14 protein-coding genes are annotated in these 19,573 nt (G+C 70.4%); 11 read left to right on the top strand and 3 right to left on the bottom strand.

Features of this window, described 5'->3' with window-relative positions; genetic code table 11:
* Positions 1 to 258 precede the first annotated feature (258 nt).
* Positions 259 to 2,370, top strand: a complete 2,112-nt coding sequence (locus tag HLK59_RS26220; RefSeq protein WP_171144002.1) for an MMPL family transporter — start codon at positions 259 to 261, stop codon at positions 2,368 to 2,370.
* A gap of 357 nt (positions 2,371 to 2,727) precedes the next feature.
* Positions 2,728 to 3,963, top strand: coding sequence for an Ig-like domain-containing protein (locus HLK59_RS26225; RefSeq protein WP_171143973.1), 1,236 nt, complete (start codon positions 2,728 to 2,730; stop codon positions 3,961 to 3,963).
* A gap of 6 nt (positions 3,964 to 3,969) precedes the next feature.
* Here the strand turns inward: HLK59_RS26225 and HLK59_RS26230 are convergent, their stop codons facing one another.
* Positions 3,970 to 4,719 (bottom strand): helix-turn-helix transcriptional regulator, encoded by a 750-nt coding sequence (locus HLK59_RS26230; RefSeq protein WP_171143974.1) that lies wholly within the window; start codon positions 4,717 to 4,719, stop codon positions 3,970 to 3,972.
* 247 nt (positions 4,720 to 4,966) lie between these two features.
* Between HLK59_RS26230 and HLK59_RS26235 the strand changes: the two genes are divergently transcribed.
* A complete protein-coding gene (locus HLK59_RS26235; protein ID WP_171143975.1) occupies positions 4,967 to 6,352 on the top strand; it encodes a glycoside hydrolase family 16 protein in 1,386 nt (461 codons plus the stop codon).
* Positions 6,353 to 6,391: 39 nt separating this feature from the next.
* On the opposite strand, the gene HLK59_RS26240 is transcribed toward HLK59_RS26235, so the two are convergent.
* Positions 6,392 to 7,297 (bottom strand): AraC family transcriptional regulator, encoded by a 906-nt coding sequence (locus HLK59_RS26240; RefSeq protein ID WP_171143976.1) that lies wholly within the window; start codon positions 7,295 to 7,297, stop codon positions 6,392 to 6,394.
* Positions 7,298 to 7,443: 146 nt separating this feature from the next.
* Between HLK59_RS26240 and tkt the strand changes: the two genes are divergently transcribed.
* Genes tkt through HLK59_RS26280 form a run of 8 tightly spaced genes read left to right on the top strand, consistent with a single transcriptional unit; the run spans position 7,444 to position 17,793 of the window.
* The gene (gene tkt, locus HLK59_RS26245) at positions 7,444 to 9,537 is read left to right on the top strand and encodes a transketolase (RefSeq protein WP_171143977.1); all 2,094 of its coding nucleotides are present in this window, start codon (positions 7,444 to 7,446) and stop codon (positions 9,535 to 9,537) included.
* A gap of 19 nt (positions 9,538 to 9,556) precedes the next feature.
* Complete coding sequence (gene tal, locus HLK59_RS26250) at positions 9,557 to 10,702, top strand: transaldolase (protein WP_171143978.1); 1,146 nt, start codon at positions 9,557 to 9,559, stop codon at positions 10,700 to 10,702.
* Positions 10,699 to 12,276 (top strand): glucose-6-phosphate dehydrogenase, encoded by a 1,578-nt coding sequence (zwf, locus tag HLK59_RS26255; RefSeq protein ID WP_171143979.1) that lies wholly within the window; start codon positions 10,699 to 10,701, stop codon positions 12,274 to 12,276. Before tal ends, zwf begins: the two co-directional genes overlap by 4 nt.
* Positions 12,273 to 13,199 (top strand): glucose-6-phosphate dehydrogenase assembly protein OpcA, encoded by a 927-nt coding sequence (gene opcA, locus HLK59_RS26260; protein WP_171143980.1) that lies wholly within the window; start codon positions 12,273 to 12,275, stop codon positions 13,197 to 13,199. The genes zwf and opcA overlap by 4 nt, the downstream gene beginning before the upstream one ends.
* A complete protein-coding gene (gene pgi / locus HLK59_RS26265; protein ID WP_171143981.1) occupies positions 13,199 to 14,845 on the top strand; it encodes a glucose-6-phosphate isomerase in 1,647 nt (548 codons plus the stop codon). Before opcA ends, pgi begins: the two co-directional genes overlap by 1 nt.
* A gap of 10 nt (positions 14,846 to 14,855) precedes the next feature.
* The gene (gene gnd / locus HLK59_RS26270) at positions 14,856 to 15,731 is read left to right on the top strand and encodes a phosphogluconate dehydrogenase (NAD(+)-dependent, decarboxylating) (RefSeq protein WP_171144003.1); all 876 of its coding nucleotides are present in this window, start codon (positions 14,856 to 14,858) and stop codon (positions 15,729 to 15,731) included.
* Between the two features lie 7 nt (positions 15,732 to 15,738).
* Positions 15,739 to 16,326 (top strand): histidine phosphatase family protein, encoded by a 588-nt coding sequence (locus HLK59_RS26275; RefSeq protein ID WP_171143982.1) that lies wholly within the window; start codon positions 15,739 to 15,741, stop codon positions 16,324 to 16,326.
* Positions 16,327 to 16,362: 36 nt separating this feature from the next.
* Complete coding sequence (locus HLK59_RS26280; RefSeq protein ID WP_171143983.1) at positions 16,363 to 17,793, top strand: membrane-associated oxidoreductase; 1,431 nt, start codon at positions 16,363 to 16,365, stop codon at positions 17,791 to 17,793.
* On the opposite strand, the gene HLK59_RS26285 is transcribed toward HLK59_RS26280, so the two are convergent.
* The gene (locus tag HLK59_RS26285) at positions 17,780 to 19,564 is read right to left on the bottom strand and encodes a sugar phosphate isomerase/epimerase and 4-hydroxyphenylpyruvate domain-containing protein (RefSeq protein WP_171143984.1); all 1,785 of its coding nucleotides are present in this window, start codon (positions 19,562 to 19,564) and stop codon (positions 17,780 to 17,782) included. The genes HLK59_RS26280 and HLK59_RS26285 overlap by 14 nt on opposite strands.
* Positions 19,565 to 19,573: the final 9 nt, after the last annotated feature.

Genomic DNA, 19,573 nt, shown 5'->3' on the forward strand with positions numbered 1-19,573 from the left:
ATCCAGTACTTCTTCCGGACATGTGCCATCGCATCCGTTCCCGGCCCAGGGCGTACGCCCCATCCTGCCGCCGCCCCGACCCCGCTCCCTCACCAGCACTCCCACGGCCGTAGCGGGGGACCCACGGTACGTCGCCGCCCCGGTCGTCTCAGTCCGAACCGGCACGGCGCGGGGTCTCCCCATGCCCTCCCCCGTGTGGCCCGCCCTCTCCCGCCCGACCCTGAGGGCATGTCAACCGATGCCCCGCCGGGAGGGACCGTGCTCTCCACACTCGCCCGGACGGCCACGCGCCGTCCGCTCACCGTCATTTCGCTCTGGGTGGTCTTCCTGCTGCTCGGCTTCGGGCTCGGGACGGGCGTCTTCGGGCGCCTGTCGGACAACGTGCCCGAAGTCCCCGGCACCGAGTCGGAGGCGGCCGCGCAGTATCTCGACCGGGTCGACCCCGCCGGTGAGTCGATCACGGCCGTCGTCGAGGGAACCGCCGTCCTGGACCCGGGACTCCGCGCCCAGGTCGAGCGGGCCGTCGCCGAGGTCCGGGAGGTCGCCGGGGTCGCCGCCGTACCGGATCCGTACAAGACGCCCGGCCTGCTCGCGGAGGACGGGCGGGCGCTCATCGTCCCCATCGCCCTGGAGGGCGGCCTGGGCGACGACGCCGAGGAACGGACGGTGAACGACGCGACCGACCGCATCAAGGAGATCGACGCGCCCGAGGTCCACGTCAGCGGCGGCCCGCTGCTCGGTCTCCAGATCGGCGAGAAGGCCCAGGAGGACGTGAAGAACGCCGAGTTGATCTCCCTGCCGGTCGTCCTCGCCCTGCTCCTCGTGGTGTTCGGCGGACTGCGCTCGGCGGTGCTGCCCCTCGTGATCGCGGTGAGCGGCGTCGCGGGCGCGTTCCTCGCGCTGTTCCTGTTCAGCGGGGTCACCGACATCTCCGTGTACGCGATCCAGGTCACCACCATGCTGGGCCTCGGACTGGCCGTGGACTACGCCCTGTTGATGCTGGTCCGCTTCCGCGAGGAACGCAGGAACACCAGCTCCCCCGAGGATGTCGTCGAGGCCGTGCACCGCACGGTCGCCGCGGCCGGGCGGACGGTGCTGTTCTCCGGACTCACCGTGGCGGTCAGTCTGACCGGACTGCTGGTGTTCCCGAGCGTGTTCCTGCGCAGCATGGGTCTGGCCGTGGCCGCCGTGGTCGTCGTCGACATGCTGGCCGCGCTCACCCTGCTGCCCGCGCTGCTCGCCCGCTTCGGCGGGAAGATCCCGCCGGCGAAGGTGCGTCCGGAGGGCGAGGAGGGCCGCGTCTTCGCCCGGCTGGCCCGCTTCTCCGCCCGCAACCGGATCGCCGTGCTCGCGGTGATCGTCCCGGCCCTGCTGGTCCTAGCCCTGCCGGTCGCCGGTATGCGGATCAACCTCGGGGACGCCCAGCAACTGCCGTCGAGTACCGAGGCACGGCAGTTGTACGACACCGTCGACGCCCACTTCCCGCCGGGCACCGGGGTGTCACCGGTGACGGTCGTCCTGAAGCCGGGCACGGACCGGGCGACCGTCGACCGCATACAGTCGCTCAGCCCCCGCGCCGAGTCCCGGAGCGTGCCGGGTGGCATCACCGTCGTGGAACTGCCGCCGCCGGGCAGTGTGGACGGCGACGGTGCCACGGATCTGGTGAAGCGGGTACGGGAACTGCGGGGCGCCGAGCCCGTCCAGGTCACCGGGCCCGCGGCCAGGCTGGTCGACTTCCGCGAGATGCTCGCCGACCGGGCCCCCTGGGCGGCCGTGACCGTGCTGGCCGGGATCTTCGTCCTCCTGTTCGCGTTCACCGGCTCGGTGCTGATCCCGCTGCGCACGATCGCCACGACACTGCTCAGCCTGGGCGCCGCGCTCGGTGTGGTGGTGTGGGTCTTCCAGGACGGCCACCTGGCCGGGCTGCTGGGCGCGGAGGGCCTGGGCGCACTGAGCCTGACGGCCCCGCCGCTGATCATCGCGATCGCCTTCGGGCTCGCCATGGACTACGAACTGTTCATCCTGGCCCGGATGCGCGAGGCCCGGCGCCGCACCGGTGACGACCAGGAGGCCGTGGTCACCGGACTGCGCCGCTCGGGCCGGGTCGTCACCTGCGCCGCGCTCCTGCTCGCCGTGGTCTTCGGCGCGTTCATGACGGGCGGCTTCTCCCCCATCCTCCAGATCGGACTGGGCCTCACCCTCGCGGTGCTGATCGACGCCACCGTCGTACGGATGCTGCTCGTCCCGGCGACGATGGCGCTGCTCGGGCGGCGGGCGTGGTGGGCGCCGAAGCCGCTGCGGCGGGTGCACGACAGGTTCGGGCTGAGCGAGGAGACGGAAGCCGAACCGCATGTGACGACGCCTGCCTGACGGCGTCAGGTGCGCGGGGGGATCCGGCCGTGGGCCGGGTCCCCCTGACCTGCGGCGGCTACAGTGCCGTCATGGGTGGGGACGAGGGGGACCGGCCGACGCGGCCGTGCAAGTGGTGCCGTAAGCCGGTCGAACAGCCGAGAAACCGATGGCGCCGACGGCGCTACTGCAGCAAGTCCCATCGACGCCGCAATCGGATCCTGAACGCCGTCATGGAGTTCCTGGACTTCTGGTAGCGGCCTCCTCGGAGCGGGTCCTCACAGGAATCTCAGGAAGCGGCCCGGGGATTCAAAGGATCAGCAAATCTGCGCGGCGCAGGATGCACACGCAAAGGCGGATATCTCAGGAAGGCCTGCCGTGGGCGTCTCGCACATATCGAACCGTTCCGACCAGCCGTCGCAGAGGTGGTCGCGGCGCGGGGTGCTCACGGTGCTGGGCGTGGTTCCGGCCGCGGTGCTGACCGGGTGCAGCGGGTCGGCGGACGCCTCGGAGGAGGCGAAGGCGTCGGCGTCGGCGAAGGTCGCCGCGACGAAGAAGCCGGTCGTCTCGGTGAGCCCCGCGGACGGCACCAACAAGGCCGCGTTCGGCGACCCCGTCGAAGTCACCGTGACCGACGGCACGCTCGCCTCCGTCAAGGTGACCGGCAACGACGGCTCCACGCTCGCCGGCACGTACAACGACGCGAAGACCAAGTGGACATCGACACGGAACCCGTACTCGGGCACCAAGTACACGGTCACCGCGCAGGCCGAGGGCGTCGCCGCCGAGACCGCGACCTTCACCACCAAGTCCCCCGGCGAGACCTTCGTCGGCTACTTCACCCCCGAGGCGGACTCGACCTCCGGTGTCGGCATGCCCGTGTCGATCAACTTCACACACGCCGTGTCCGACAGGGCCGCCGTGGAGAAGGCGATCACGGTGACGGCGGAACCGGCCGTGGAGGTCGTGGGCCACTGGTTCAGCGACACGCGGCTCGACTTCCGGCCGCAGACGTACTGGGCGGCCGGTACGACGATCACTCTCGGTCTGCGGTTGAAGGACGTCGAAGGACAGGATGGTGTATACGGTACGCAGTCGAAGGACGTCACCTTCCACATCGGCCGTGAGCAGATCAGCACGGTCGACCTGGCCGCCAAGGAGATGGTGGTGAAGCGGGGCGGCGCGACCCACGCCACCTACCCCGTCTCCGGCGGCGACGCCGACCACACCACCTGGTCCGGGATCATGGTGATCAGCGAGCGGTTCAAGGAGACCCGGATGGAGTCCTCCACGGTCGGTCTCGGCGACGAGTACGACATCTCCGACGTCCCGCACGCCCAGCGGCTGACCACCTCCGGCACCTTCATCCACGGCAACTACTGGGCGTCCACCTCGGTGTTCGGCAGCCAGAACACCAGCCACGGCTGTGTCGGCCTGCATGACGCCAAGGGCGCGGACGACAGCTCGGTCCCGGGCTACAAGTTCTACGACAGCTCCCTGCTCGGCGACGTCGTGATCGTGAAGAACTCCGGTGAGGAGACCGTGGATCCGGCCAACGGGCTCAACGGCTGGAACCTGTCCTGGGAGGACTGGAAGACGGGCAGCGCGCTGTAGGGCCGGTCAGGGCGAGGACGCCTCGGTCTCCGGGAAGACACGGGCGACGGCCGCGGTGCGGCTGGAGACGTCCAGCTTGCGGAAGATGTTCTCCAGATGCTTGCGGACCGTGCTCGTCGAGACCACGAACTGCCCCGCGATGTCCTCGGTCCCCCATCCGTTGGCCACGGCCCGCAGGACGTCGAGTTCGCGTGGGGTGAGCCGCACCGGCTCACGGCGCCGGCGGGCCGCCTCGCGGTAGACGGCGTGCAGGTGCGGGCGCAGCAGCTGGAGGGTCAGCCGGTCGCGCTCGCTGAACGGCCGGTCGCGGTCACGGGAGACGGAGTACATGCGGATGCGGCCCGGTGCCGTCGGCAGGGCGACGACCATCATGGCGACGAAGGGCCGCATGTAGTCGGTGTAGAGGGCCGTGTCGCGGAACTCCCGGGTCGCCATGTAGTCGGTCAACTGGGCCACCTCCAGGTGCCCGTGGCTGTGCTCCACCTCCACACAGTGCGGGTGCTGGTGCTTCCACAGCCACCACACCTCGTCGTCCCATTCCGGGTAGGGACCGCCGTACTGCACCGCCTGGTATCCCAGGCCACGGCGGGTGGGCAGGTCGACCTCGCTGAACTCCGCCAGGTCGCAGGGGACCAGTCGCCCCAGCCCTTCCAGGAGGGACGGCGGCGGGAACTCCCCGGAGTCGTCGTGCCGTGCCTCGTCGACGACGTCGAGCATCAGCCGCAGATGGCGTTCGGTGACGGAGTGCCGGCTCATGACGCCCCCACTTCCTCGGGCCTGTCTCCGACGGTACGCCCGTCCGCGTCCCGGCGAGGCGACCTCTCGGCACATTCGTGGCTTCATGGGGTGAACTCCCCCGCGCTCAAAGGACTTTCACGGTTACACCTCTTGACGACCGCGGTGGCCGAGAGCACATTGGGGCCACTTTGAGAGCGCTCTCAGGGACCGCACACGCTCTCGAAGGCACCCGCGCACCTCACTCCGTACCCGAGAGGCACACCCCATGAGTGCACCCTCCGGAACATCCAGACGCCGACGCGTCCTGATCGCCGTGCTCTCCACCCTCGGTCTGGCCGCCGCCCTCGCCACGGCGGCCACCCTGCCCGCGAACGCCAACGCGCCCACACCTCCCACGGGTTGGACGCAGGTCTTCGTCGACGACTTCAACGGCACCGCGGGCACCGGCGTCAACACCTCCAACTGGCAGTACGCGACCGGCACCGGCTACCCGGGCGGCCCCGCCAACTGGGGCACCGGCGAGGTCGAGACGATGACGAACAGCACGTCCAACGTCTCGCTCGACGGCAACGGCAACCTCCGCATCACCCCGATCCGCGACACGGCCGGCAACTGGACGTCCGGCCGCATCGAGACCAACCGCACCGACTTCCAGCCGCCGTCCGGCGGGAAGCTGCGCGTCGAGGCGCGCATCCAGATGCCCAATGTCACCGGCACGGCGGCCGAGGGCTACTGGCCGGCGTTCTGGATGCTGGGCGCGCCCTACCGGGGCAACTACCAGAACTGGCCGAGCGTCGGCGAGCTGGACATCATGGAGAACGTCCAGGGCCTCAACCGCGTATGGGCCACACTGCACTGCGGCACCAACCCGGGCGGCCCCTGCAACGAGACGACCGGACTGGGCAGTTACACCGCATGTCCTGGCTCGACCTGCCAGTCGGCCTTCCACACCTACACGATGGAGTGGGACCGCTCGGTCACCCCCGAGACCATCCGGTTCCTTGTGGACGGCACCCAGTTCCACTCCGTCAACGCGAGCCAGATGGACGCGACGACCTGGGCCAACGCCACCAACCACGGCTTCTTCATCATCCTGAACGTCGCGATGGGCGGCGCCTTCCCGGACGCGTTCGGCGGTGGCCTCGACAGCGGCACCCAGTCCGGTGTGCCGATGACCGTCGACTACGTCCAGGTGCTGTCGGCCGCCGGGAGCGGCACCACGCCGCCGCCCACGGGCACGCGTGACGCCTACTCCACGATCCAGGCCGAGTCGTACAACAGCCAGAGCGGTGTGAGCACCGAGACCACCACCGACACCGGAGGCGGCCAGAACATCGGCTACCTCGCCAACGGTGACTGGGCGCTCTACCAGAACGTCAACTTCGGCTCCACGGCGGCCACCCAGTTCGTCGCCCGGGTCGCGAGCGGTGCCGCGTCCGGCGTGAGCGGGCTGGTCGAGGTACGTCTGGACAGTCGCAGCAACACCCCCATCGGGAGCTTCTCCCTCGCCAATACCGGCGGTTGGCAGACCTGGCGGACCACACCGGCGAACATCAGCTCCGTCACGGGCACGCACGACGTGTATCTGACGTTCACCAGCGGCCAGTCGGCGGACTTCGTGAACGTGAACTGGTTCAACTTCGGTCACTGACACGTCGGTCGGGTGAGGGGCTCCGCGAGGCGGGGCCCCTCATCGCAGTTCCGCCCGGAACCCCACCGGCGTCCGCCCCGCGTGCAGTTGGAAGAACTTCGAGAAGTTCGCCGCGTCCGGGAAGCCCACCGCCGCTCCCACGCGGCCGATCGGCAGGTCGGTGTGGGCGAGGAGGCGTTTGGCCTCCAGGACGACGCGTTTGTCGATGAACCCCTTGGGGGTCTCCCCGGTCGCGGCGCGCACCGCGCGGACCAGGGTGCGGCGGGAGTAGCCGAGGGTGTCGGCGTAGGCGCTGACGCTGTGGTTCGTCGCGAAGTCCTTCTCCACCGCGTCCCGGAACAGGGTGAACGTCGTGTCCGACGGCCCCCGCGCCGCCTCCTGCGAGCTGGCCGCCAGATGGGCCAGGCGGAGCAGGAAGGCCGTCAGGGAGTGGCGGAGCACGGCCGTGTGCAGGCTCAGCGGGAGGGTCGCGGTGTCCTTGTACTCGCGTCGCAGCTGCGCCAGCGCCGCCCCCAGCCCCGCCAGTTGCGCCGCGTCGGGGTGCAGCAGCGGCGGCAGGTCGTAGCGGTACAGGCCCGTCGCCTCCACCGTCGCCCGCGGCAGGAATCCCGGTTGCATGGTGAGGACCGTTCCGCGGTACCCGCCGGTCCCGGAGAAGCGGTGGACCTGGCCCGGGCGGATCCAGAGCACGTCGCCGGCGTACGCCTCGTACTCGGCGAAGTCGATCATGTGGCGGACGGGGCCCTTGTCGAAGAGCATCACGACATGAAAGTCGATCCGGTGGACGCGGTGCAGCGGGGCGTCCGCGTGCCAGGTGCGGTGCGGACCCATCGGGCCGACCTGCATGCCGACGCCGCCGACACTCAGCTCGACGGGGAAGGGGAACGTTCTGATCCCGTTCACACCCACGTCGCCGCCTCCGTCTTGGATGGTTCTGTCCGCCATGTCCCTCTCGCGCCGCCCCGCCCAGGTCGTCCGTGTCCCACTTTCACCACAGGCTGACACACCTCGACCTTCCCTCATAAAAGTCAGACTTTTAGATTTGAACGTGTCAGAGCAGCTCCCCCGCTCCAACCGAGGACTTCTTGAAGATGAGCACGCAGACACCGGACAGCTTCGAATGGACCGAACTCGACCGGCGTGCCGTCGACACCGCCCGTCTGCTGGCGGCCGATGCCGTGCAGAAGGTCGGGAACGGACACCCGGGCACCGCGATGAGCCTGGCCCCGGCCGCGTACACGATCTTTCAGAAGGTGATGCGTCACGACCCGGCGGACCCGGAGTGGACCGGCCGTGACCGTTTCGTCCTGTCCCCCGGCCACACCTCGCTCACCCTGTACACCCAGCTCTTCCTCGCCGGGTACGAGGTCGGGCTCGACGACCTGAAGGCGTTCCGGACCCAGGGTTCCAAGACGCCGGGTCACCCCGAGTACGGGCACACCGCCGGCGTCGAGACCACCACCGGACCGCTCGGACAGGGCGCCGCCAACGCCGTGGGCATGGCCATGGCCGCCCGCTACGAGCGCGGCCTGTTCGACCCCGAGGCGCCGCGGGGCGAGTCCCCCTTCGACCACACCATCTGGGCGATCGTCTCCGACGGCGACCTGGAGGAGGGCGTCTCCGCCGAGGCCTCCTCCCTCGCCGGCCACCAGAAGCTCGGCAACCTGGTCTTCCTCTACGACGACAACCACATCTCCATCGAGGGCGACACCGCGACCGCCTTCTCCGAGGACGTCCTGAAGCGGTACGAGGCCTACGGCTGGCACACCCAGCGCATCGAGCCCGCGCTCGGCGGCGACATCGACGTACCGGCTCTGCACGCGGCCCTGAAGGCGGCGCAGGCGGAGACCGAGCGGCCCTCCATCATCGCGATGCGCACGATCATCGCCTGGCCCGCCCCCCACGCGCAGAACACCGAGGCCTCCCACGGCTCCGCCCTCGGCGACGACGAGATCGCGGCCACCAAGCGCGTCCTCGGCTTCGACCCGGCGCGCACCTTCGAGGTCGCCGACGAGGTCCTGGCCCACAGCCACCGGGCTCTTGAGCGGGGCGCCGAGGCGCACGCCGCCTGGGACAAGCAGATCGCCGAGTGGCGGACGGAACAGCCCGAGCGCGCCGAACTCTTCGACCGCGTCGTCGCCGGTCAGCTCCCCGAGGGCTGGGAGTCCTCGGTCCCGGTCTTCGAGGAGGGCACGGCCGTCGCCACCCGCGCCGCCTCCGGCAAGGTCCTCCAGTCCCTCGGCGCGGTCCTGCCCGAGCTGTGGGGCGGCTCCGCCGACCTGGCCGGCTCGAACAACACCACCATCGACAAGACCTCCTCCTTCCTCCCCGAGGGCAACCCGCTGCCCGAGGCGAACCCGTACGGCCGAACCGTCCACTTCGGCATCCGCGAGTTCTCGATGGCCGCCGAGATGAACGGCATCGCGCTGCACGGCAACACCCGGATCTACGGCGGCACCTTCCTGGTGTTCTCCGACTACATGCGCAACGCCGTCCGGATGTCCGCGCTGATGCAGCTCCCGGTGACGTACGTCTGGACGCACGACTCCGTCGGTCTCGGCGAGGACGGCCCCACCCACCAGCCGGTCGAGCACCTGGCCTCGCTGCGGGCCATCCCGGGCCTGAACGTCGTCCGCCCGGCGGACGCCAACGAGACGGCCGTGGCCTGGGCCGAGATCCTGAAGAGGCACGCCACGAACCCGGCCCCGCACGGCCTCGCGCTCACGCGTCAGGGCGTGCCGACGTTCCCGGTGAACCCCGACGCGGCGAAGGGCGGGTATGTGCTGAAGGACTCCTCGTCCGCGACTCCGGACGTCGTGCTGATCGCCACCGGCTCCGAGGTGCAGCTCGCCGTGGCCGCCCGGGAGCTCCTGGAGGCCGAGGGGCTCGGCACGCGTGTGGTGTCGATGCCGTCCGTGGAGTGGTTCGAGGAGCAGCCGCGCGAGTACCGCGAGAGCGTGCTGCCCCCGGCCGTGAAGGCGCGGGTCGCGGTCGAGGCCGGCATCGGCCTGACCTGGTACCGCTACGTCGGCGACGCCGGACGCATCGTCTCCCTCGAACACTTCGGCGCCTCCGCCGATGCCGGGACCCTCTTCGCCGAGTTCGGCTTCACCGCCGAGAACGTCGCCGCGACAGCGCGGGCCGCATTCGATTCGACCACGGGCCTCGCCGCCGCGCGCGGTTGATCCGATCGCCAGAAAGAAGATGATCACAGTGACCGAAGCAACCGCGACCGCGGGAGCACTCAAGCGCCTGTCCGACGAGGGCGTCTCCATCTGGCTGGACGACCTGTCGCGCAAGCGGATCGCGTCGGGCAACCTCGCCGACCTCGTCGCGAACAAGAACGTCGTGGGCGTCACCACCAACCCGTCCATCTTCCAGGCCGCCATCGGCTCCGGCGAGGGCTACGAGGAGCAGCTGACCGACCTCGCGCTGCGGGGCGTCACGGTCGACGAGGCCGTACGGATGATGACGACGGCCGATGTGCGGGCCGCCGCCGATATCCTGGATCCTGTATACACGGCGTCGAACGGTCGTGACGGCCGGGTCTCCATCGAGGTCGACCCCCGCCTCGCCCACCACACCGGGGCGACCATCGCCGAGGCCAAGCAGCTGGCCTGGCTGGTCGACCGCCCCAACGTGATGATCAAGATCCCGGCGACGAAGGCCGGCCTCCCGGCGATCACCGAGGTCATCGGCCTCGGCATCAGCGTCAACGTCACGCTGATCTTCTCGCTGGAGCGCTACCGCGAGGTCATGGACGCCTACCTGGCCGGTCTGGAGAAGGCCGCCGCGAACGGCGTCGACCTCTCCACCGTCCACTCGGTGGCCTCCTTCTTCGTCTCCCGCGTCGACTCCGAGATCGACAAGCGGCTGACCGGGCTGGGCACGCAGGAGGCACTCGCCCTCAAGGGCCGGGCCGCGCTCGCCAACGCGCGGCTGGCCTACGAGGCGTACGAGGAGGTCTTCTCCGGTGAGCGCTTCACCGCCCTCGCCGGCGCCAAGGCCAACAAGCAGCGTCCGCTGTGGGCCTCGACCGGTGTGAAGGACCCGGCGTACAAGGACACCCTGTACGTCGACGAGCTGGTCGCGCCCGGCACCGTCAACACCATGCCGGAGGCGACGCTGAACGCCACCGCCGACCACGGCGAGATCACCGGCGACACCGTCACCGGCGGCTACGCGCAGGCGCGCGCCGATCTCGCCGCCGTGGAGGCTCTCGGGATCTCGTACGACGAGGTCGTGCAGCAGCTGGAGGACGAGGGCGTCGCCAAGTTCGAGGTGGCGTGGAACGACCTGCTGGCCACCGTCGCCAAGTCGCTGGACAGCAAGGGGGTGGACGCGGAATGACTGACACTCCTGCCACCGAAGCCGTCGAAGCCGTCGACGTATCGGACGCCTTCGACTGGGAGAACCCCCTGCGCGACCCCCGCGACCGGCGACTCCCCCGCATCGCCGGTCCGTCCGGGCTCGTCATCTTCGGTGTCACCGGTGACCTGTCCCGCAAGAAGCTGATGCCGGCCGTGTACGACCTGGCCAACCGCGGCATGCTGCCGCCGGGCTTCTCGCTCGTCGGGTTCGCCCGGCGGGACTGGGAGGACCAGGACTTCGCGCAGGTCGTGCACGACTCGGTGCGCGAGCACGCGCGGACGGAGTTCCGTGAGGAGGTCTGGCAACAGCTCGCCGAGGGCATGCGGTTCATCCCCGGGGACTTCGACGACGACACCGCCTTCAAGCAACTGCGCTCCGCCGTCGACGAGTTGGACGCCTCCCGGGGCACCAGCGGCAACTACGCCTTCTATCTCTCCGTACCGCCGAAGTTCTTCCCCAAGGTCGTCCGGCAGCTGAAGAAGCACGGACTGGCCAAGGCCCCGGAGGGTTCCTGGCGGCGTGCGGTGATCGAGAAGCCGTTCGGCAGGGACCTGGCCAGCGCGCGGGACCTGAACGCGCTCGTGCACGACGTGTTCGACCCGGAGCAGGTGTTCCGGATCGACCACTACCTCGGCAAGGAGACCGTCCAGAACATCCTGGCGCTCCGCTTCGCCAACCAGATGTACGAGCCCGTCTGGAACCGGTCGTACGTGGACCACGTACAGATCACGATGGCCGAGGACATCGGCATCGGCGGCCGGGCCGGCTACTACGACGGCATCGGCGCCGCCCGTGACGTCATCCAGAACCACCTCCTCCAGCTCATGGCCCTCACCGCCATGGAGGAGCCGATCGCCTTCGACGCCGAGTCGCTGCTCACCGAGAAGCTCAAGGTGCTCAAGTCGGTGCGGCTGCCGGAGAAGCTCGGCGAGCACACCGTCCTCGCGCAGTACGCGGAGGGCTGGCAGGGCGGCGCGAAGGTGGCCGGGTACCTCCAGGAGGACGGCATCGACCCCCAGTCGAGGACCGACACCTACGCGGCCATCAAGCTGGAGGTGGACAACCGCCGCTGGGCGGGCATCCCCTTCTACCTGCGCACCGGCAAGCGCCTGGGCCGCCGGGTCACCGAGATCGCGGTCGTCTTCAAGCGCGCCCCGCACTCCCCCTTCGACTCCACGGCCACCGAGGAGCTCGGGCAGAACGCCATCGTCATCCGCGTCCAGCCCGACGAGGGCATGACCGTGCGGTTCGGCTCCAAGGTGCCGGGCACCTCGATGGAGATCCGGGACGTCTCGATGGACTTCGCCTACGGCGAGTCGTTCACCGAGTCCAGCCCCGAGGCGTACGAACGGCTCATCCTGGATGTCCTCCTGGGCGACGCCAACCTGTTCCCGCGCCACCAGGAAGTGGAAGAGTCCTGGAAGATCCTCGACCCGATCGAGGCGTACTGGGCACGGCACGGCAGGCCCGCGCAGTACGCGTCGGGCAGCTGGGGTCCCGAGGAAGCCGACGAGATGCTCGCACGAGACGGACGGAGCTGGCGCAGGCCATGAAGATCGACCTGACCGACACCACGGCAAGCAAGATCAACAAGGCGCTGGTGCAGGGGCGCCGAGCCATCGGCACCCCCGCCGTGGGCATGGTCCTGACGATGGTCATCGTCACGGACGAGGAGAACGCCTACGACTCGATCAAGGCGGCCGAGGAGGCCTCGCACGAGCACCCCTCGCGCACCCTGGTCGTCATCAAGCGGCACGCCCGCACCCCGCGCGACCGGCAGTCGTCCAAGCTGGACGCCGAGGTCAGGGTGGGCGCCGACGCGGGCACCGGTGAGACGGTCGTGCTGCGGACGTACGGCGAGGTGTCCGACCACGCCGACTCCGTCGTGCTGCCGCTGCTCCTGCCGGACGCGCCGGTCGTGGTGTGGTGGCCGGTGGAGGCCCCCGAGAACCCGGCGAAGGACCCGCTGGGCGCCCTGGCACAGCGCCGGATCACCGACCTGTACGCGGTGGAGAACCCCCTCGGCGTGCTGGAGGCCCGGGTGCGCTCCTACGCGCCCGGCGACACCGACCTCGCCTGGACCCGGCTCACACCGTGGCGCTCGATGCTGGCCGCCGCCCTCGACCAGGCCCGCGCGAAGATCACCTCGGCGGCCGTGGAGGCCGAGGAGGAGAACCCGGCGGCCGAGCTGCTGGCCCGCTGGCTGGAGGCCCGCCTCGGTGTCACCGTCGACCGGGTGGTCACCGACGGACCGGTCGTCACGGCCGTCCGCCTGGGCACCGCGAACGGCGAGATCGTCATCGACCGCCCCGAGGGTCCGCTGGCCACGCTGTCGCTGCCCGGTCAGCCCTCGCGCACGCTCGCGCTGAAGGTCCGCACCACCTCCGAACTCATCGCCGAGGAACTGCGGCGCCTCGACGCGGACGAGATGTACGCCGTCGCCCTGCGGGGCGAGGCCACCAAGGAGAACGGCTGATGTCCGACACCCCGAACCTCACCCGGCGGCCCGAGTGGACCGCCCTGGAGGACCACCGCGCCCAAGGGCTCGCGCAGCTGCGGGAGTTGTTCGCGACAAACCCGGGGCGCGCGGAGCGGTACGTCGTACGGGTCGGCGATCTGCGGATCGACTACTCCAAGCACCTGATCACGGACGAGACGCTGGCCCTGCTCCAGGAACTGGCCACCGCCACCGGCGTGTCCGGCCTGCGCGACGCCATGTTCCGCGGTGAGCGGATCAACCTCACCGAGGACCGTGCCGTCCTGCACACCGCGCTGCGGGCGGCGCGGGACGCGGTGGTCGAGGTCGACGGCGAGAACGTCGTCCCGCAGGTGCACGCCGTGCTCGACAAGATGGCCGGCTTCGCGGACCGGGTCCGCTCCGGCGAGTGGACCGGTCACACGGGCCGTCGGATCAGGAACGTCGTCAACATCGGCATCGGCGGCTCGGACCTGGGCCCGGCGATGGCGTACGAGGCGCTGCGGGCCTTCACGGCACGGGAGTTGACCTTCCGGTTCGTCTCCAACGTGGACGGTTCCGACCTCCACGAGGCCGTGCGCGACCTGGACCCGGCGGAGACGCTGTTCATCGTCGCGTCCAAGACGTTCACCACCATCGAGACGATCACCAACGCCACCTCGGCCCGCTCCTGGTTGCTGGACGGGCTCGGTGGTGACGAGAAGGCGGTCGCCAGGCACTTCGTCGCGCTGTCGACGAACGGCGGCAAGGTCACCGGGTTCGGTATCGACCCGGACAACATGTTCGAGTTCTGGGACTGGGTCGGCGGCCGCTACTCGTACGACTCGGCGATCGGCCTCTCCCTGATGATCGCCATCGGCCCGGACCGCTTCCGGGAGATGCTCGACGGCTTCCGTATCGTCGACGAGCACTTCCGCACCGCGCCCGCCGAGGCCAACGCCCCGCTGGTCCTGGGCCTGTTGGGCATCTGGTACGGGAACTTCCTGGGCGCGCAGTCGCACGCGGTGCTGCCCTACAGCCACTACCTGTCGAAGTTCACCGCGTATCTCCAGCAGCTCGACATGGAGTCCAACGGCAAGTCGGTGCAGCGCGACGGCCGGCCCGTCGACTGGCAGACGGGACCGGTGGTGTGGGGCACACCCGGCACCAACGGGCAGCACGCGTACTACCAGTTGATCCACCAGGGCACCAAGCTGATCCCGGCGGACTTCATCGGCTTCGCCCGGCCCGTGGACGAGCTGAGCGACGAACTCAAGGCGCAGCACGACCTGTTGATGGCCAACCTGTTCGCGCAGGGGCAGGCGCTCGCGTTCGGCAAGACACCGGACGAGGTGCGCGCCGAGGGGGTCCCCGAGGAACTGGTCGCGCACAAGACGTTCAAGGGCAACCACCCCACCACGACGATCCTGGCGAAGGAACTGACCCCGTCGGTCCTCGGCCAGCTGATCGCACTGTACGAGCACAAGGTGTTCGTCCAGGGCGCCGTCTGGAACATCGACTCCTTCGACCAGTGGGGTGTCGAGCTGGGCAAGGTGCTCGCCAGGCGGGTCGAACCCGCCCTCACCGAAGGCGCCGAGGTACCTGGCCTCGACGCGTCAACCGCCGCCCTCGTGGCCGCATACCGTGAACTGAAGGAAGTGCGCTGACATGACGTCGATGCAGCTCGGCCTCATCGGCCTCGGCAAGATGGGCGGCAACATGCGCGAGCGGATCCGCCGCGCAGGCCACACCGTCATCGGCTACGACCGCAACCCCGAGGTCTCCGACGTGGCGAGCCTCGCCGAACTCGTCGAGAAGCTCGAAGGCCCCCGTGTGGTCTGGGTGATGGTCCCGGCCGGCGGTCCGACCCAGTCCGTCGTCGACGAGCTCGGCGACCTCCTGTCCCCCGGCGACACGGTCGTCGACGGCGGCAACTCCCGCTGGACGGACGACGAGAAGCACGCCGAGGAGCTCGCGGCCAAGGGCATCGGGTTCGTCGACGCCGGTGTCTCGGGCGGTGTGTGGGGCCTTCAGAACGGCTACGCGCTCATGGTCGGCGGCGACGCCGAGCACGTCGCGAAGGTGCAGCCGGTCTTCGACGCGCTCAAGCCCGAGGGCGACTTCGGCTTCGTCCACGCGGGCAAGGTGGGCGCCGGGCACTTCGCGAAGATGGTCCACAACGGCATCGAGTACGCGATGATGCAGGCCTACGCCGAGGGCTGGGAGCTGCTGGAGAAGGTCGACTCCGTCACGGACGTGCGCGAGGTCTTCCGCTCCTGGCAGGAGGGCACCGTCATCCGCTCCTGGCTCCTGGACCTCGCGGTCAACGCGCTGGGCGAGGACGAGCACCTGGACAAGCTGCGCGGATTCGCGGAGGACTCCGGCGAGGGCCGCTGGACCGTCGAGGCGGCCATCGACAACGCGGTGCCGCTCCCGGCGATCACCGCCTCCCTGTTCGCGCGGTTCGCGTCCCGTCAGGACGACTCGCCGCAGATGAAGATGATCGCGGCGCTGCGCAACCAGTTCGGCGGCCACGCCGTCGAGTCGAAGTAGGCGCACCGTGGGGGATCTTCTTCTGGTCCGCCACGGGGAGACGGAGTGGAGCGTGTCGGGACAGCACACCAGCTGGACCGACCTGCCCCTCACCGCACACGGCGAGGAACAGGCCAAGTCCCTCGCCCCGCTCCTCTCCGGCCGGACCTTCGCGGCCGCGCTCAGCAGTCCGCTGGGCCGCGCGATACGCACCGCCGAACTCGCGGGCATCACCGGTGTGTTGCCGTACGACGATCTGCACGAGTGGGACTACGGCGGCTACGAGGGTGTCACCACCGTCGACATCCACCGGACCCGCCCCGACTGGTACCTGTGGACCGACGGCGTGCCGCCCGGCACCGAGGGACACCCGGGCGAGTCACCGGCCGAGGTCGGGGCACGCGCCGACCGGGTGCTGGCCCGGGTGGACGCGGCGCTCCCGGACGGGGACGTGGTCCTCGTGGCGCACGCCCACTTCCTGCGGGTGCTGACGGCCCGTCGGCTGGGTCTGGAGCCCGCCGACGGCCGGCTCTTCCAGCTGGCGACGGCCACCGTCAGCCGACTGTCCACGGAACACGGGCGGCCGGTCGTCGCCGAGTGGAACACCCGACCCTAGAGGCCATGCGGAGCGGGACGGCTAGAGTCCCGCTCTGTGGAGATCACCGATCTGACGCCGACCGAGCTGAGGGTGTGGGAGGCGTTCCCGTCGGGGGCCGCCGTGGACCTGCGCGACGGTCCGCAACACAGCGTGCGGGCAGCCGTGTTGCGGACCCTGATGCTCAACGGCCCCCGCCAGGACGGGGAGATACCCGCGCTGAAGCTGGCGGGGGCGCGGATCACCGGTGTGCTGGACATGCGGTACGGGACGGTCGAGACGTACGTACGGCTGAGCCAGTGCCGGTTCGACGAGGTCCCGCGGCTCTACGGCGGCCAGTTCCGGCAGCTCAACCTCAGCGGCTCCGAGCTGCCGGGGCTCGACGCGGCGACCCTGCGGGTGGAGGGCGTGCTGCGGCTGACGGACTGCCGGTTCGAGGGGCCGGTCAAGCTCGGCGGATGCCAGATCACCGGGGCGCTGTTCCTGGACCGGGCCGAGTTCCGCGCGCCGGACGGCTCCGAGGAGCCCGCGCTGCGGCTCAACCACTCGACCGTCGGGGAGGACCTGGTGGCGTCCGGGGTCCGTGTGCGGGGCCGGTTCGTGGTCAACAGCGCCTCCGTCGGCGCGTCGGTCAGCCTCAACGACGCCCGGCTGGAGAACCCCGGCGGCACGGCGATCGACGCCGAGACCCTGTCGGTCGACGCCGACCTGCACGCCATGCGCCTCACCGCGCTCGGCCGCGTCGACCTGCGTGGCATCCGCGTCCCCGGCCAACTCAACCTCGCGTACGCCCGCTTGGCGAACCCCGACGGTGTCGCCCTGCGGGCCAGCAGTGCGGTCATTGGGGAACTGTGGCTGCGGGACGCCGAACCGGTCCGGGGATCGGTCAACCTGCGCCGCGCCCAGATCGAGCTGCTGCACGTGGCCCCGGAGACACTCCCCTGCGAGGTCCGACTGGACGGCCTGACCTACACCACCCTCGCCCCGCACCTCCCGGCCGAACAGCGACTGCCCGTCCTGGAGCGCGACACCGACGGCTATCTCCCCTACTCCTACGAGCAGTTGACCGCCTCCTACCTCCGCATCGGCGACGACTACGCCGCCCGCCAGGTCCAGCTCGCCAAACAGCGCCGCCTCCGCGCCACCCGCGCCTGGTACGGCCGCCTGTGGGGCTACCTCCAGGACGTCACCGTCGGCTACGGCTTCCGCCCCCTGCGCGCCTGCGCCTGGCTGCTCTCCCTGCTCGCCGTGGGCTCGCTCGTGTACGCCCTCCACGAGCCGCCCCCGCTGAAGCCGGGCGAACACCCGGACTTCAGCCCGGTGTTCTTCACCCTGGACCTGCTCCTGCCGGTGATCTCCTTCGGGCAGGAGGGGGCGTTCGCGCCGGAGGGCGGATACCAGGCGCTGGCCTACGCCCTCGTCGTCACCGGCTGGATCCTCGCCACGACGGTGGTGACCGGTGTGACCCGGGCCGTCAGCCGCCAGTGACGCCGTGCTGGGCGGCGAGCCGCACGGGGGCGTTCTGGGCGCCGTAGCCGCGGTAGCCGTCGCGCTGGACGAGTTCGAAGAAGACCCGGCCGACGGTGCGGGTGTAGCAGTGGCGGAAGGTGCCGTAGGCGTCCCGGTCGTAGAGGATGCCGAGCTCGCGGTAGGTCTCCAGCTCACCGTCGGCGAACTCGAAGCGGGCGGCGAGGTCGTCGTAGTAGTTCGCGGGGATCGGCAGGACGCGGCCGCCCGCGTCCCGGAAGCGGCGTACCGCGGTGACGACGTCGTCCGTGGCGAACGCGATGTGCTGGGCGTGCACCGTGTCGTCCGTGGGTGCCGCGCCGACGCTCAGCGCGATCCGGACGCTGCCGTCCGGGTTCGTCACCGCCCGGCTGCGCATCAGCCCGTACGGGTCGGCGACGTCCACGCTCTCCTGCGCGTGCAGCCCGAGCACACTGCGGTGGAACAGCGCCGCCTCGTCGAACTGGTGCCAGGGCTGGACGAGGGCCAGATGGTCGACGCACCGCACGCCCGTCGCCCCCTCCGCGTGCGCCAGGTCCTCGAAGTCGGCCCGCCAGTCGGGCAGTTCGGGACGGCCGGTCGCGCAGAAGAAGAGTTCCGTGCCGTCGGGCGCCGCGACGGCGTCCAAGGGGGCGTCCTCGACGGCCCGGCGGCGCGGCAGCACCGGGGCCAGCAGGGATTCCGCGCGGCGGGCCGCGCCCACCGGGTCCGGCGACTCCAGTCCGATCGCGGCGAGGCCGGTGCCGTCGCGGCGGCCGGCCGGACCGGTGTTGACGAGCAGCCGGGCCTCGCCCTGCTGCCACAGGTCCACCGGCTTGCTGCGATGGCGGGCGGTGCGGGCGAAGCCCAGCGCGCCGAGGACCGCCGTGACCGGCCCGGCGTCGGGGGTCACCAGCTCCGCGAAGGCCACGCCGGTGGGGATGACGGGCTCCGGCAGGGGGGCGACGCCGACCGTCTCCTGGAGCGCCAGCAGCGAGCGGTGCGCGTCCACGGCCGTCGGGCCGGCGTCGGCCTGGCGGTAGACGTCGTTGAAGACTTCGAGGGAGAGCGGACCGTCGTAGCCGGTATGCAATACACGGCGTACAAGATCCGCCACATCGAATCCACCCTGCCCGGGGAAGCAGCGGTAGTGGCGGCTCCACTGGAGGACGTCCATCGCGAGCAGCGGTGCGTCGGCGAGCTGGAGGAAGAAGATCTTCTCGCCGGGGATGCCTTCGATGCCCTTGGGGTCCGAGCCCCGGGAGAGGATGTGGAAGCTGTCCAGGCAGGTGCCCAGCGCCGGGTGGTCGGCCGCGCGGACGATCTGCCAGGCGTGGTCGTACGTGCTCACGTGCCGGCCCCACGCCAACGCCTCGTAGGCGACCTTGATCCCGGACTCCTGGGCCAGGTCGGCCAGTCGGCCCAGCTGCTCCGCCGCGAGGTCGTCGTCGTCCACGGCGAGGGGGTGGACGCTGGAGCAGACCAGGACCGTGTCGGTGCCGAGCCGGCCCATCAGCTCGAACTTGTGGCGGGCCCGGCGCAGATTGGCCGCGAACTGCTCCTCGGGGACCGCCTCCATGTCCCGCATCGGCTGGTAGAGGTCGATGCCGAGCCCGAGGTCGGCGCAGCGGGTGCGGATCTCCTCGGGGGTGAGGGGGCTGGCGAGGAGGTCGTTCTCGAAGATCTCCACGCCGTCGAAGCCGGCCCGGGAGGCGGCCGTGAGTTTCTCGGTGAGGGATCCGCTGAGGGAGACGGTGGCGATGGACGTACGCACGTCGGTACC

This window comes from Streptomyces sp. S3(2020), assembly GCF_013044505.1.
Lineage (GTDB): Bacteria > Actinomycetota > Actinomycetes > Streptomycetales > Streptomycetaceae > Streptomyces.